The following is a 13163-nucleotide window of genomic DNA, read 5'->3' as shown; positions in this document are numbered from 1 at the left end:
GCCCGTCGTGGTTGACAGTGTCGGCTATCAGAAACGATATGCCCTGACGAGCGTGAAGAAATTCTCGTTCGCGAGCAACAATGCCGAATGGAAAGCCCGGCGACAGGCGGCGAACGAAAAGTTCTACGCGCAGCAACAGGCCACGACCAATCTCTTTTCAACGGGCGTGAGCGCGGTGGCCGGCCAGGTCGATCTTACCACGCAGCTCGTGCAGTCCAGGCTCCAGGACGAGATCAACGCTCAGGTCAAAGAGCGGCAGGAAAAGCTCGACGCCCTTTACGCCGGCTTCGACAAGACCGTCTGACGCTCGCGCCCCATTCCGATACCATCCGCACCCTGCAGACCAGTCATGCCGCCAACGCGCTTGCGAGCCCGCGTCGGCAGGGATATTGCCTCAACTCACACGCCCGTTTCGCGCTGCTTCCCTTTAACGAGGAGGGCGACGAACGCGGCGCGTATCCATTTCCGAACACGACGAGCATCCCATGTCTTCCCAGACCGGTCTCGGAAAGGGCATTGCCCTCGCCTTTCTCAGTTTCGCGACGTTTTCGTTTTCCGACGCCTCGGTGAAGCTGCTGGACAACCAGCTCGATCCGTTCCTGATCACCAGCATCGGGTCGGTTTTCAGCCTGATGGCGCTTCCATTCGTGAAAGCCCCCGGCGACCGCTGGACCGACGTTTTCCGCACCACGAACCGGACGCTGTGGATGGTGCGGGCTGGAACCGCGACGCTCGGTTCCGCCGGTAGTGTCGCCGCCTTTTCCACGCTTCCCATGGCCGAAGCCTTCGCACTGATCTTCCTGCTTCCTTCGTTCGTCACGATCCTGTCGATCCTCTTTCTCAAGGAACGGGTCGGATGGCGGCGCTGGGCGGCAGTGATCATCGGTTTCCTCGGCGTGCTGATCGTGCTGCGCCCGGGCTTTCGGGAACTCTCCATCGGTCATCTCGGCGCACTTTTCGGCGGCCTCGCTGGCGCGGTCTCGGTCATTCTCTTCCGGGCGATGGGCCCTTCGGAGAAGCGCATTTCCCTCTATGGCGCAGGCTTCTTCGGTCCCATCGTGCTGTGTGCGATCCTGATGATCCCGCATTTCAGCTGGCCCGACGCCGAACAATGGGTGTTCATCGCCGGCTACGGCCTTCTGGCGGGACTTGCAAACGTGCTGCTGATGCGCGCCGCCCATCACGCGCCGGCCAATGCGCTGGCCCCCGCTCAGTACAGCCAGATGCTGTGGGCGCTGTTGCTCGGCTGGCTGATCGCCCGCGAGACGGTGGATGCGGTGATGCTCGCCGGCATCGCGCTCATCATCATTTCCGGATTGCTCACATTGATGCGCGAGCGCATTCGCGGCGCGCCTCTGCCGCCGCCGGTCGCTGCGGCCGATGCCCAGCCGGCCCTGTCAATCGACGCCGCGGCCAGCGACCACAACTCCGCACCCGCCGGACAGGACTGCGCATGCCGGCCGCATCCGGCTGCATAATCCGCACAGCGCCGGTCTGTCGACGGTATCGATAAGGAAACGCCGCCGGCCCCTTTTGGAACCGGCGGCGTTTCCGTGTCTGCCGGGCCGTGTGGATGCCCTGCGGCTCAGACCGATCCGATGGTCTTCAACCTCGCGCGGGTGTGAACCTCGCTCTGGCTCATGACGGTGGTATGCGCGCGGAAACGCTCCACGATGGAGCGAACGAAAGGCCTTGCCGAGGCGGATGTCAGCAACACCGGAGCCTCCCCGACGAGTGCGGCCTTTTCGAAGGCATCGCGGACCTGTGCGACGAATTCCTGAAGCTTGCTGGGGGCCATCGCAAGATGCCGCTCGTCCCCCTCCCCGACGATCGACTCCGCAAAGGCCTGCTCCCATTTCGGCGACAGGCTGATGAGCGGAAGGTACCCGCCCGGCGCCTGGTTCGCGGAGCAGATCTGGCGCGCGAGCCGGACACGCACGTGTTCCGTGATGACTTGCGGGTTGCGCGTGAAGCCGACCGCCTCGGCGATACCTTCCAGAATGGTAGAGAGATCGCGCACCGAAACACGCTCGGCCAGCAGCATCTGCAGCACGCGCTGGATCCCGGATATCGTGATCTGACCCGGGACGATGTCGTCCACCAGCTTCGACTGTCCCTCGGGCAACTCCTGCAGCAGCTTCTGCACATCGGCATAGGACAGAAGTTCGGAAACGTTTGACCGCAAGATTTCCGTGAGGTGCGTGGACATCACCGTCGCCGGATCGACCACCGTATAGCCCTTGAGGGTGGCATCCTCGCGCAGGGACGGATCGACCCACGTCGCAGGAAGCCCGAAAGTCGGCTCGATCGTATGGGTGCCGGGCAGCTTCACCTGCTTGCCCTGCGGATCCATGACCATGAACTGGTTGGCGTGGATCTCGCCCTTGCCGGCTTCCACCTCCTTGACCTTGATCACGTATTCGTTGGCACCCAGCTGCACGTTGTCGAGAATGCGTACCGGCGGCATCAGGACACCGAGATCGAAGGCGAGCTGGCGGCGCAGCGCCTTGATCTGCTCGGTGAGCTGGTCGCCGGTGCTGCTTTCGGAATTGATCAGAGGCAACAGGGCGTAGCCGAGTTCGATACGCAGATCGTCCATCTTCAGGGCGTCGGTGATCGGCGGCTCGGGGGCCGGTGCCGGCTTGGCGGCCTCCACCTGGGCGGCGACCTTCTCGACTTCCTGACGCTTCTGGACCTTGTTGCCCTGGCTCGCCAGCCAGCCGGCCAATCCGCCGAGCGCCAGGAACGGAATCATCGGCATGCCCGGCAGCAGCGACATCACCACCATGACACCGGAGGACATGCCAAGCGCCTTGGGGTAGCCCGAAAGCTGCGAAATAAGCGCCTTGTCGGCGGCTCCCTTGACGCCCGCCTTTGAAACCAGCAGGCCCGCCGCGGTGGAGACGATCAGCGCCGGGATCTGGGAAACGAGGCCGTCACCAACCGTCAGTAGCGTATACGAACGCCCGGCATCCGCGAACGAGAGATCGTTCTGCACCACGCCGATGATGATGCCGCCGATGACGTTGATGAAGGTGATGAGCAGGCCGGCGATGGCATCGCCGCGCACGAACTTGGACGCGCCGTCCATGGCGCCGAAGAACGAGGACTCGTCCTCCAGCTCGGTGCGCCGGCGGCGTGCCTCCGACTCGTCGATGAGACCGGCGGAAAGATCCGCATCGATCGCCATCTGCTTGCCGGGCATCGCATCGAGGGTGAAGCGCGCCGCGACTTCTGCAATACGGCCGGAGCCTTTCGTGATCACCACGAAATTCACGATCACCAGGATGCCGAAGACGATCATCCCGATGACGAAATTGCCACCCATGACGAAGCTGCCGAAGGCCTGGATCACGTGGCCGGCAGCGTCGGTGCCTTCATGTCCGTTGGCAAGGATGAGGCGCGTGGACGCGAGATTGAGCGCCAGCCGCAACATGGTCGCGATCAGCAGCACCGTCGGGAACGAGGAAAACTCCAATGGCGTCTGAATGAACAGGGACGTCATCAGGATCAGAACCGACAGGGTGATCGACAGGGCAAGAAACAGATCGAGCAGGAACGACGGCATCGGCAGGATGAGCACCACGAGGATGGTCATCACCGCGAACGCAAGCCCCAGGTCCCCGCGCTTCAGGACACCGAGGATATCCATGAGGCCGAAGCCGCCGCCACCGCCGGACGGTCCCGCCCCGCCGGCCTCCACAGCTCCCCCTGCAACACTCGGAACGTCGCTCATCAACAGGCCTCGAATTGACTACGGAACGCGCTCATGCGCGCAGGATCGGACGGCGTCCGGTGCCCTCAGTAAGCCGCGGCACGCGGTTCTCCGGGAGACGGTATCTCGGTGCCCTCGCCGGCATAGAGATTGAGCTTGTTGCGCAGCGTGCGAATGGAAATGCCCAGGATCTTCGCCGCGTGCGTCCTGTTGCCGAGGCAATGCTCGAGCGTGTCGAGGATGAGCTGCTTTTCCACGTCGGCGACGGTCCGGCCCACCATCGAGCGACTGACCGCCTCCGCCGTCATCGCGGCCTGTTCCGCGGTCCCACCACCGCTGCGCACCGGGCTGCCGTCCGGCATCAGGATGGCTGCTGCCGAGATTTCCTCGTCCTGGGCCAACAGCACCGCACGGTGCATCGTGTTTTCCAGCTCGCGGACATTGCCGGGCCATGGATTGGCCGTCAGCGCGCGGCGGGCGTCCGCGCCGATCGGACGTGCCGGCACGCCGTTGATCTCGGCGTACTTGCGAACGAAATGCTGCGCCAGTTCCAGGACGTCCGCCGGACGCTCCCGCAACGGCGGGATCTTAAGGTTGACCACGTTCAGGCGGTAAAGAAGATCCTCGCGGAAGCGCCCTGCCCGCACTTCTTCCGCCAGATCGCGATTTGAGGTCGCGATGACGCGGATGTTGACAGGCACGGGACGCGTGCCGCCCACCCGGTCGATGACGCGTTCCTGCAGCGCCCTGAGGAGCTTGGCCTGCAGACGAATGTCCATCTCGGAGATTTCGTCGAGCAGCAGCGTACCGCCATCGGCTTCCTCGAACTTGCCGACGCGGCGGGCAATGGCGCCGGTGAAGGCACCTTTCTCGTGGCCGAAGAGTTCGGATTCAAGGAGATTGTCGGGAATGGCCGCGCAATTGATGGAAACGAAGGTCTTGTTCGCCCGCTGCGACTTGCGGTGCACGTGACGGGCAAGGACCTCCTTGCCGGTGCCGGACTCGCCCGTGATCAGGACAGATGCCTCTGACGGCGCGATCTGTTCTGCGAGCTTCACGACAAGCGCCATCGCCTCGTCGCGGTAGATCAGGTCCGACTGGTCCGCGGCAACGGCGCTCAGCACAGCGGCGATCAGATCGGGATCGGGCGGCAGCGGGATGTATTCCTTCGCGCCGGCCCGGATGGCATCGACGGCCGCACGCGCGTCCGACTGGGTGCCACAGGCGACCACAGGCACATGGATGCGTTCGTGCTGCAGCCGTTCGATCAGGGTCGTGATATCCAACCCCACATCGATCATGATCAGATCCGCGCCCTTGCCGGAGCGCAGGGTCTTGAGACCATTGTCGACGGTCTCCGCGAAAGTGACGCTTGCGCCGCTTTCCATGGCGATCTTGGAAGCCACGGTAAGCTGTCCGCCGAGCGTGCCAATGATCAGAAGGCGCATGTCGTTTCTCTCGTCCTGCCGACCGCTAGCGGTCGGTCTTGATGATTTCCGTCATGGTCACGCCGAGCTTGTCTTCCACAAGCACGACTTCACCACGCGCGACCAGCCGGTCGTTCACATAGATGTCGATCGCCTCGCCGACCTTGCGGTCAAGCTCCAGCACCGTGCCGGACGACAGGGCCAGCAAATCCGAGACCTGCATCCGCGAATGTCCAAGAACAGCCGCGACGCGCACGGGCACGTCGAAGACGGCCTCCAGATCCGCGGCGGTGCGGGCATGGGGTGAGTCGTCTTCCTCGCGCCGCGCTTCGCCGGGCTTCAGTTCCTCGAACTGCATGCCGCCCGGGCCCGGATCGTTCTCAATCTCGTCATTGTCGCTCATGCGTCACGCTCCGTGGTATCGGCCGCCGGCTGGCGCGCGGCGAAATAGCGGCGGATGGAACTCTCTATCTGCTTCTCAAGCGCCTTGCGGTCCCGCACGAGACCGCCGTCGGCCCATTCCAGACGACAGTCGCCGCGCTCTATGTCGGGTTCGCCCAGAATGACGATCCGCCCCTCGAAGCCCCGCTCGTAGGCGATCTTGTCGATGTGCTGGCGCAATGTCTCGCTGTCGCGCTCGCAAACCCGGATCACCACATGAGGCGAGCGACGCAACGGTCCAAGACACTCCGAGATCAGCGCAACCACCTCACCCAATGGCTGCCGGGCGATCAGATGTCCGGCAAAACGCCGCGCAATCAGAAAGGCCAGCCCGACCGAGTCCTTCTCGACCTTGTCGAGCTCCCCGTCGACACGCAGAAGCAGTTCCGCCGCACTGTTGGCGAGCTTGGCAGCCTCCTTCGCCAGCACATGCTGCCCCTCTTCGCCCACCTTGGCCCGCTCCTCAGCCTTGCCGCGTTCGTAGCCACGCGCCTCCGCGTCCCTGACCAGCCGGTCATGCTCCGACTTCAGGATCGTCGGCTCGACATGGACCTCTTCCTTCTCCGCAGGCTCCGGCGCCACGGGAGCCGCAAAATCGCGGTCGAACAGGAAACGAGCCGGATGGGCCATCATTACTCCACTAGTAGACGAGCTCGTCGTCGCCCTTGTTCTTGGTGATCATGATCTCGCCACGCGCGGCCAGGTCCTTGGCCACGTTGACCATCTCGGACTGCACTTCGTCGACGTCGCGCAGCCGCACGGGGCCGAGCGCCTCCATGTCGTCGCGCAGCATCTTGGCCGCACGCGCCGTCATGTTGCCGAAGAAGAACTCGCGCACCGCCTCGTTCGAGCCCTTGAGCGCGACCGCCAGCTTGTCTTTCTCCACGTTGCGCAGCAGCGTCTGGGCACTGGCCGCATCGAGTTTGGCCAAATCGTCGAAGGTGAACATGAGCGTCTTGATGCGCTCCGCGGATTCCCGGTTCTCCTCCTCGAGAGCCGAGAGAAACCGGGCTTCCGTCTGGCGGTCGAAATTGTTGAAGATATCGGCCATCAGTTCGTGCGAGTCGCGCCGGCTGGTGTGGGAGAGGTTCGACATGAACTCCACCCGCAACGTCTGCTCGACCTTCTCCAGCACGTCCTTCTGCACCGCCTCCATGCGCAGCATGCGGTTGACAACCTCAAGCGCGAATTCCTCCGGCAGGATGGAGAGGACGCGCGCCGCGTGATCGGAACGGATTTTCGACATTACCACAGCGACAGTCTGCGGATATTCGTTCTTCAGGTAGTTGGCGAGAATGTTCTCCTGAACGTTGGAGAGCTTTTCCCACATGTTGCGCCCGGCCGGCCCCCGAATTTCCTCCATGATGATGGAGACGCGGTCTTCCGAGAGAAATGTCGAAAGCAGCCGTTCCGTCGCATCGACGTTGCCGGTCAGCGCTCCGGTGGACGTCAGCTTGTGCACGAACTCGCCGAGCAACTGCTCCAGCATCAGCGGTGTGATCGCACCGAGCCTCGCCATCGCCGAGGAGATCTGGCGGACCTCGATCTCGTCGAGCCGTTCCCAGATGTGACGCCCGTGCTCCTCGCCCAGCGCAAGCAGCAGAACGGCCGCCCGCTCCGCGCCTCCGAGCTGGCGTTCGTTCTGGTCATCGACGACCTTGAGTTCGTTGCCGATAGCCATCTAGGCGGCCTCGTTCAACCAACCGCGCACAATGGACACGGCCTCGTTGGGATATTCGCTGACGATCTCGCCGATCTTCTCCACGGACTTCATGTGGTCCTTGCCAGCCTTCTGTGCGTCAAGGAGCCATTGCATTCCATGCTCCTCTTCGTGTTCGCCGCCTTCCGAAGGCACCGGCACCAGAGATCCATCGGCTGCGATCATCATCTGCTGCTCGGCATTCTCGAGCTGCTCGCTTTCCTTCTTTTCCTCTTCCGCGACGACCGTGCGCACCAGCGGGCGAACCACGAAGAACAGAAGCAGGATCGAAATCACCACGATCACGCCGAGTTCGGCCATATAGAGGATATCCTCCTTGGTGAAGTCGAACAGGCCGACTTCACTGGCCGGAAGATCGGCGACAGGCCCTTGCGCGAAACGCAGATTAACGACCTCGACCTTGTCCCCGCGCTGCTCGTCGAAGCCGACGGCGGAACGGACCAGCGTCGAGATCCGGTCGAGTTCCTCCTGCGGACGCGGAGCATAGACGAGATCGCCGGTATCGTTCGTCTGATACACGCCATCGACCAGCACCGCGACGGACAGCCGCTTGATCGCCCCGGCCTCCTCCACGGTCGTACGGGTGGAATGGGAAATCTCGTAATTGATGGTCTCTTCGGTCGTGCTGGAGGCGTCGCGGTTGCCTGCACCGTCCTGATTGGCGGGAGCATTCGGCAACTGGTTGCCAGCTGTCACTCCGCCTTCGTTCGAGGTGCTGGTCGAATTTTCCTCGCGTGTCTGCGTAGAGCGCGCGACCTGCCCGTCCGGATCGTAGGTCTCTGAGGTCTCCGTCGTGCGGTTGAAATCGATGTCGGCTGCGACGCGCACCCTTGCACGCCCCTGGCCAACGACGGAGGAGACGATCTCCTCCACCTGTTGGCGCAGTTTGCGCTCAACCTCGTTGGCGCGCTGCTGCAACGAGGAGGAGACCACGCCTTCCTTGTCTTCCTCCATGCCGCTTGCCAGCAGCGTGCCGCGCTCGTCGACGATCGAGACGCGCTCGGGCGAGAGCCCCTCAACGGCGGAGGCGACCAGGTGCTGGATCGCACGGATCTGCCCGCTGTCCAGCGTGCCCCGCACCTTCAGAACGATCGACGCGGTCGGGCTTTCGCGATCGCGCTGAAAAAGCTCGCGCTTCGGGATGACCAGATGCACCCGCGCACTGACGATGCGCGAAATCGACTGGATCGTACGCGCCAGTTCGCCTTCCAGCGCACGCAGCTGATTGATGTTCTGGACAAAACTCGTCGTGCCGAGCGTGTCGGTGCGGTCGAAGATCTCGTAGCCGACGGACCCGCCGGTGGGCAAACCCTGCTCGGCAAGCGTCATGCGCGTGCGCAGGACCTTGTCCTGCGGGATGAGAATCGCCGCCCCCTCGTTGCGCGTCTCGTACTCCACGCCCATGCTTTCGAGCTGGCGGATGATGGCCGCGGAATCATCGAAACTCAGGTCGGTATAGAGCGGCGACATGGTCGGGGTCGTCACCCTCAGGATGATGACCGTGAACATGCCGATCAGAATGGCCGCAACCGCGCCCATCGCGGCCAGCCGGCCGGCGCCCAGGGTACGCAAGAATTCGAGCATGCCATTCACGAGATGCAACCCATCGGACTGTTTGCGCAAAATTCTGCGGGTCGCCTGGAAGTATGAGGAATTAGGATGTGCGGTTTCCTTCCAGACGACCCGCTAGGCAAAAATTGCCCCCGTCATGGTAAACAACCCGTTAACAGAATCTTGCCGAGCCGTTAACGGCCGTGGAAAACACCGGCGTCGTGCGGCGTGGCTTGCGCGCAAAAGCGGCAAATTTCGCCGCTTTGGTTAACGAAGTGCGTGCGATCGCGCACGCGATCACGCGGATGTCCGCCGAACCGGCCGGGCTGGAAACAAAATATTCACGGATCAAATACGAAAAGCGGGCCGGCATGACCGGCCCGCATCAATTGACTGCCACGATCGAAAACCGATCGGGATCGCCTGTGCAAAGGGCGAAAAGGACGCCGCGATCGAATGCGAAGTCCCTCAGGGACGATACTGCTGAACCCGCGTCGCTCGCAGGCCCGCAAGCCCATGCTTGTCGATGGAACTCTGCCAAGAGAGAAATTCCTCGACAGTCAAGGTATAGCGCTGACAGGCCTCGTCCAGCGACAATAGTCCACCGCGCACCGCAGCTACGACTTCCGCTTTGCGGCGGATGACCCAGCGCTTGGTATTGGTCGGCGGCAGATCGGCAACCGTCAACGGACTGCCGTCGGGCCCGATGACATATTTGACCCGAGAACGCACTTGTTCGGTCATCGTACTCTCACACTAAACGTGACCTGCGAAGCTTGGCCCACCCGGTCGTCTCCGGCCGGAAAACAGGACTTTGCTTCAACAAATATTCCCAGACGGCTTCCGATGCCTTGCATACACCAAGTTCAACGGAAATCGCCTCAGACACGAGGTGACAATACGCGGCCGGATTTAAAATTTACCTAAGCCATTAGCAACAATTCGGTAAGAGTTAGCACTACCGCCCCGACGCCGGCACCAGGCGCTATTGCCAGCCGGGCGCACAGGGACGAAATGGCAGATTTTTGCCATTTTCCAACCAGCGACGATCTTGGCAATTCGGGAAGATCGCGAGCCTTACCGGGTCAAACCGTTTTCCAGAGCAGTCGAAAATGGAGGCTCCCGCCGCACGCTTTGGTTGCACATTCCCATACCGCGCCCACTGCCACTGCAAATGAGGACGATGCGACGTCCCGTCCCAATGGAGGCCGGCCCCGAGCGTCGCTGTGACAGGCATCGCGACACGCGCCAAAAGCCGAGGCCCCGCGCTACCTGGAAGTAACACGAGACCTTGAGCATCTTGCTGGCTGGCAGAAACGAGGAGAAGGCTCCCGGCGGATGCTGCAAGCGCCTGATATAAACGGCAAGCTTTCAGCACGGCATTCCTCGGGAACACCGGAGGGAGTGTTCCTCGACTTCCCGATAAATCAGAGACTGCCGGAAACCGAAGTGACCGTCGTCAAGGGAACGGAAACATCCCCCATCTTGAGCACAAGATCACTGCCGCTGAAGTCGATCCCGTCGACGACACCTGTCGACTCCGTCGTCACCTCCACCTTGGCGCCCTTGGCGTCTTTTGCCGTGAAGGAGATCGAATAGGCGCCATCCGGTGCCGTGACACCGGACGTCGTCCGTCCGTCCCAGACGTAAGCGCCGGCGCCCTTTGCCACATCAATCTTGTCGGTATAGAGAACCGCGCCCTGAGAATTGCTAATGGTGACCTCGACATCGTCCGCGGCAGCGGCCGCATCGAATTTCCAGGTCGCAAAACCATCAGTCAGAACGCTTTGCTCACCGGTAGCCGTGATTTGCTTGCCAATATAATTTACAAGATTTGTGGCATTAGATATATTTACCTTTGAAATCAAGGTATCCATCGAGGCATTCATCTTCACCTGCTGTTCAACCGACGAATACTGAACAAGCTGGTTCGTGAACTCCTGTGCCTTCATAGGATCGAGAGGGTCCTGGACCTGCAGCTGCGTGGTGAGCAGCGTCAGAAACATCTCGTAGTTTGCCGTCAAGGCATTGGTGCCCGACGACGGCGTGGACGTTCCGCTGGCAGATGACGAACCCGAAATACCCGAAACCATCGACTTGTCTCCTTTACGCGTGACCGCGTTCTATCTGCCCGTCCCGGCTAGATCCTGATATCGACACCACCGGCCCCCCGGCGGCTGTAGGCCGCGATGCGCTCCAGCATCTGCGGCTGGTCCGCTGCCTCGCCCCCCGCCGCGCCGCCGGCAAGGGCCCCGGTCTGGGCGCCGGCCCCGTTCTGATCGCCGTCGCCGTTGCCAAAGCGCTGCCCCTGGCCCTGGTCCTTCAACGAAAACTGAAGGCCGCCGTCAGCGTTGGTCTTGAGACCTGCGTTCTCCAGCGCCCGTTCCATCCCGCGCTGGTCGCGCATGAACATGTCGAGCGTGTCGCGCCGCTCGACCACGAGGTGCGCCTGTACCTTGCCATCGTCGCTGATCTTGAGGTGCACATCGACCCGGCCGAGTTCCGGCGGATCAAGCCGGATCTCGAACTTGCTCACCCCGCGTTGCACGTTGCGCGCGATCTCGGCGGCGACCATGGCCGTCGGCAGCGCGGCCGTCGTTCCCTGACCCGCCTGCGCCATCCTGACCGCCTGCCCGTCGGCACCGCGCGCCGTCGCGGAGCCGGCATCGATGGTGGCGCCCAAGGTCAGCGGGTCCAACCCGTCCTGGCTCGTATCGTCGGCGCCGGTATCGGAAAGGACCGCGGCCGCGCCTGCCGCCAGCGAAGCGCTGCCGGCAGACATATGCGCCTTCGCTCGGGCGGCCTGCTTGCTCACACCAGCCGCGTCCACCTTCTGGTTCAATGTCTCAGCGTCTGCGGAAACCTCTCCCTCTGCGGATACCTCAGAGGTCGAGGACAGATTGACCAGCCGGGGATCGCCATCGCGGCCGGCCTGCGTGCCCCCCGCGGCCTCCTTGAGGCCAAGGGAAGCCGCCTGATCGACGGTGCGCGAGGCGGTCGCTGACGAGGCGGCGGCCTGTGACTTTTTCGTGTCCTTCACGGTCTCGGCAGTGGCGGGATCAATCCCATCCGACGCTTCCGCGCGCTCCGGATCGACGGCCTGCACCCTTGCCGCGCCTTGGCTTGCCGCCGGCCGGGTCATGGCAGTGTCGTCCCCCTTGCCGCCCGAGGGCGTATCAGCAGCCGTTGACGGGTCAGCACGTACCGCCTTGATCGAGATGATCGCGTCATCGCCGGCACCGTCGCCGTCAATCGCCTCGGCGAGGCCGGATGTCGCCGCAGAAGACGTTGCCTTGGCAACCGTCTGCGCAGGCGCCGAGGATGTCCCATTCTGCATCTTTTCAGACGAGATCGCAGACGATTGTGCCGTTTGTGCGGTCTTCGCATTTGCCTCCGCAGCGATCCCGCCCGCGGAGGCCGCGACCTTTGCGGCACCGGTCGTCGTGGCAAAGCCGGCGCTATCGCCCGTCGTTCCAGAAGCATCCCCAACAGCAGAACCCGCAGCCTGACCGTCCGTCAGCGCCCTCAGCGCCGCAGCTGCCTTGGCCATGGCCTCGTCAGACGAGGCCGCGGGCTTCTGCGCACTCAGATCGATGTCGCCATTAGCCTGCGCGGCATCGCCCGCCGAGGCCGCTCCTGCCTTTTGGGGAAAAAACGTCGGTAGAGATTGATCTATATTGTCCCCCGCTGCCTCTCCGCCCGGCGAAAGTCCAGCCGCCGCGGCCCCTGCCGCGGCCTGTGCGCCCGCACCGGCAGTCGAAGGCGCTCCGTCCAGCGCGGCGATCATTCCCGATGCGACGGCCATGCCGGCCTTCAACGCCGCGGTGCCGTCATCCGGCGCCTCGCTGGCGCCGTCTCCGGCCTCCCCATCTGTCGGGGCGCCCGCGAGATCGCCAAGGCTATCCGCGAGTGTGGCAGCGGCGTCCGAAACCGATGCGGAAAGGTCGCCCAGCTCCGAGGATTCCGTTTTCACGCCAACGTCGATGTCGGTCGGTATCAGGCCGGGCACACCAAACACACCCATATTGGCGACCGACACGGCCGCATTGGCCGGCGCTTGTGCCGCAGAGGCACCCGAGACCGCAGCAGCAGCTTCGTCTACCGAAGCGGAACCCGACATGACCCCAGAGAGCTCGGCCGCGAACTGCCCGGTCGCTGCGGCAGACTGACCCGCGCCGGCAGAACCTGCACCGAAACCCGAAACGCCGCCCGCACCGGCGGTGAAACCGCCCATGGTCGGATCCAGCGAAATCATCGACTCGAATGTCAGCACGGCAACCTCGTACACTCCGGCCCCGCCTGCACCTGC

12 protein-coding genes are annotated in these 13163 nt (G+C 63.2%); 2 read left to right on the top strand and 10 right to left on the bottom strand.

Going from position 1 to position 13163, the window contains the following annotated elements; all coding sequences use genetic code 11:
• The first annotated feature begins 7 nt into the window (after positions 1–7).
• Both V2L18_RS00255 and V2L18_RS00250 read left to right on the top strand, forming a co-directional pair.
• Positions 8–304 (top strand): hypothetical protein, encoded by a 297-nt coding sequence (locus V2L18_RS00255; RefSeq protein ID WP_336175625.1) that lies wholly within the window; start codon positions 8–10, stop codon positions 302–304.
• 181 nt (positions 305–485) lie between these two features.
• Positions 486–1478: a DMT family transporter gene (locus V2L18_RS00250; RefSeq protein ID WP_336175623.1), complete on the top strand. Its 993-nt coding sequence runs from the start codon at positions 486–488 to the stop codon at positions 1476–1478.
• 107 nt (positions 1479–1585) lie between these two features.
• Here the strand turns inward: V2L18_RS00250 and flhA are convergent, their stop codons facing one another.
• The 10 genes from flhA to V2L18_RS00200 all read right to left on the bottom strand — a co-directional run bounded on the left by flhA (position 1586) and on the right by V2L18_RS00200 (position 13127).
• On the bottom strand, positions 1586–3652 hold the full coding sequence (gene flhA, locus V2L18_RS00245; protein ID WP_336176358.1) for a flagellar biosynthesis protein FlhA: 2067 nt from the start codon (positions 3650–3652) through the stop codon (positions 1586–1588).
• Positions 3653–3801: 149 nt separating this feature from the next.
• Positions 3802–5163 (bottom strand): sigma-54 dependent transcriptional regulator, encoded by a 1362-nt coding sequence (locus tag V2L18_RS00240; protein ID WP_336175621.1) that lies wholly within the window; start codon positions 5161–5163, stop codon positions 3802–3804.
• A gap of 25 nt (positions 5164–5188) precedes the next feature.
• The gene (gene fliN, locus V2L18_RS00235; protein ID WP_336176357.1) at positions 5189–5500 is read right to left on the bottom strand and encodes a flagellar motor switch protein FliN; all 312 of its coding nucleotides are present in this window, start codon (positions 5498–5500) and stop codon (positions 5189–5191) included.
• 41 nt (positions 5501–5541) lie between these two features.
• Complete coding sequence (locus V2L18_RS00230; protein WP_336175620.1) at positions 5542–6213, bottom strand: FliH/SctL family protein; 672 nt, start codon at positions 6211–6213, stop codon at positions 5542–5544.
• A 10-nt stretch (positions 6214–6223) separates the two neighbouring features.
• A complete protein-coding gene (gene fliG, locus V2L18_RS00225) occupies positions 6224–7264 on the bottom strand; it encodes a flagellar motor switch protein FliG (protein WP_336175619.1) in 1041 nt (346 codons plus the stop codon).
• Positions 7265–8887: a flagellar basal-body MS-ring/collar protein FliF gene (gene fliF, locus V2L18_RS00220; RefSeq protein ID WP_336175617.1), complete on the bottom strand. Its 1623-nt coding sequence runs from the start codon at positions 8885–8887 to the stop codon at positions 7265–7267.
• Between the two features lie 139 nt (positions 8888–9026).
• On the bottom strand, positions 9027–9227 hold the full coding sequence (locus V2L18_RS00215) for a hypothetical protein (RefSeq protein WP_336175614.1): 201 nt from the start codon (positions 9225–9227) through the stop codon (positions 9027–9029).
• Between the two features lie 95 nt (positions 9228–9322).
• The gene (locus V2L18_RS00210; RefSeq protein ID WP_107991867.1) at positions 9323–9598 is read right to left on the bottom strand and encodes a DUF1153 domain-containing protein; all 276 of its coding nucleotides are present in this window, start codon (positions 9596–9598) and stop codon (positions 9323–9325) included.
• Positions 9599–10281: 683 nt separating this feature from the next.
• Positions 10282–10947 (bottom strand): flagellar hook capping FlgD N-terminal domain-containing protein, encoded by a 666-nt coding sequence (locus V2L18_RS00205; RefSeq protein WP_336175612.1) that lies wholly within the window; start codon positions 10945–10947, stop codon positions 10282–10284.
• Positions 10948–10994: 47 nt separating this feature from the next.
• Complete coding sequence (locus V2L18_RS00200) at positions 10995–13127, bottom strand: flagellar hook-length control protein FliK (protein ID WP_336175610.1); 2133 nt, start codon at positions 13125–13127, stop codon at positions 10995–10997.
• Between the last annotated feature and the right edge of the window lie 36 nt (positions 13128–13163).

The organism is Breoghania sp. JC706 (assembly GCF_037026715.1).
GTDB lineage: Bacteria > Pseudomonadota > Alphaproteobacteria > Rhizobiales > Stappiaceae > Breoghania.
Note: the sequence above shows the minus strand (reverse complement) of the source record. Positions and strands in the feature narration are given on the sequence as shown.

Bases quoted from the DNA above. Each gene is read 5' to 3' on its own strand.
- V2L18_RS00250 (WP_336175623.1), top strand. From the start codon at position 486: ATGTCTTCCCAGACCGGTCTCGGAAAGGGCATTGCCCTCGCCTTTCTC.
- flhA (WP_336176358.1), bottom strand. From the start codon at position 3,652: ATGGATATCCTCGGTGTCCTGAAGCGCGGGGACCTGGGGCTTGCGTTC.
- V2L18_RS00240 (WP_336175621.1), bottom strand. From the start codon at position 5,163: ATGCGCCTTCTGATCATTGGCACGCTCGGCGGACAGCTTACCGTGGCT.
- fliN (WP_336176357.1), bottom strand. From the start codon at position 5,500: ATGCAGTTCGAGGAACTGAAGCCCGGCGAAGCGCGGCGCGAGGAAGAC.
- V2L18_RS00230 (WP_336175620.1), bottom strand. From the start codon at position 6,213: ATGGCCCATCCGGCTCGTTTCCTGTTCGACCGCGATTTTGCGGCTCCC.
- fliG (WP_336175619.1), bottom strand. From the start codon at position 7,264: ATGGCTATCGGCAACGAACTCAAGGTCGTCGATGACCAGAACGAACGC.
- fliF (WP_336175617.1), bottom strand. From the start codon at position 8,887: ATGCTCGAATTCTTGCGTACCCTGGGCGCCGGCCGGCTGGCCGCGATG.
- V2L18_RS00215 (WP_336175614.1), bottom strand. From the start codon at position 9,227: ATGCCGGCCCGCTTTTCGTATTTGATCCGTGAATATTTTGTTTCCAGC.
- V2L18_RS00210 (WP_107991867.1), bottom strand. From the start codon at position 9,598: ATGACCGAACAAGTGCGTTCTCGGGTCAAATATGTCATCGGGCCCGAC.
- V2L18_RS00205 (WP_336175612.1), bottom strand. From the start codon at position 10,947: ATGGTTTCGGGTATTTCGGGTTCGTCATCTGCCAGCGGAACGTCCACG.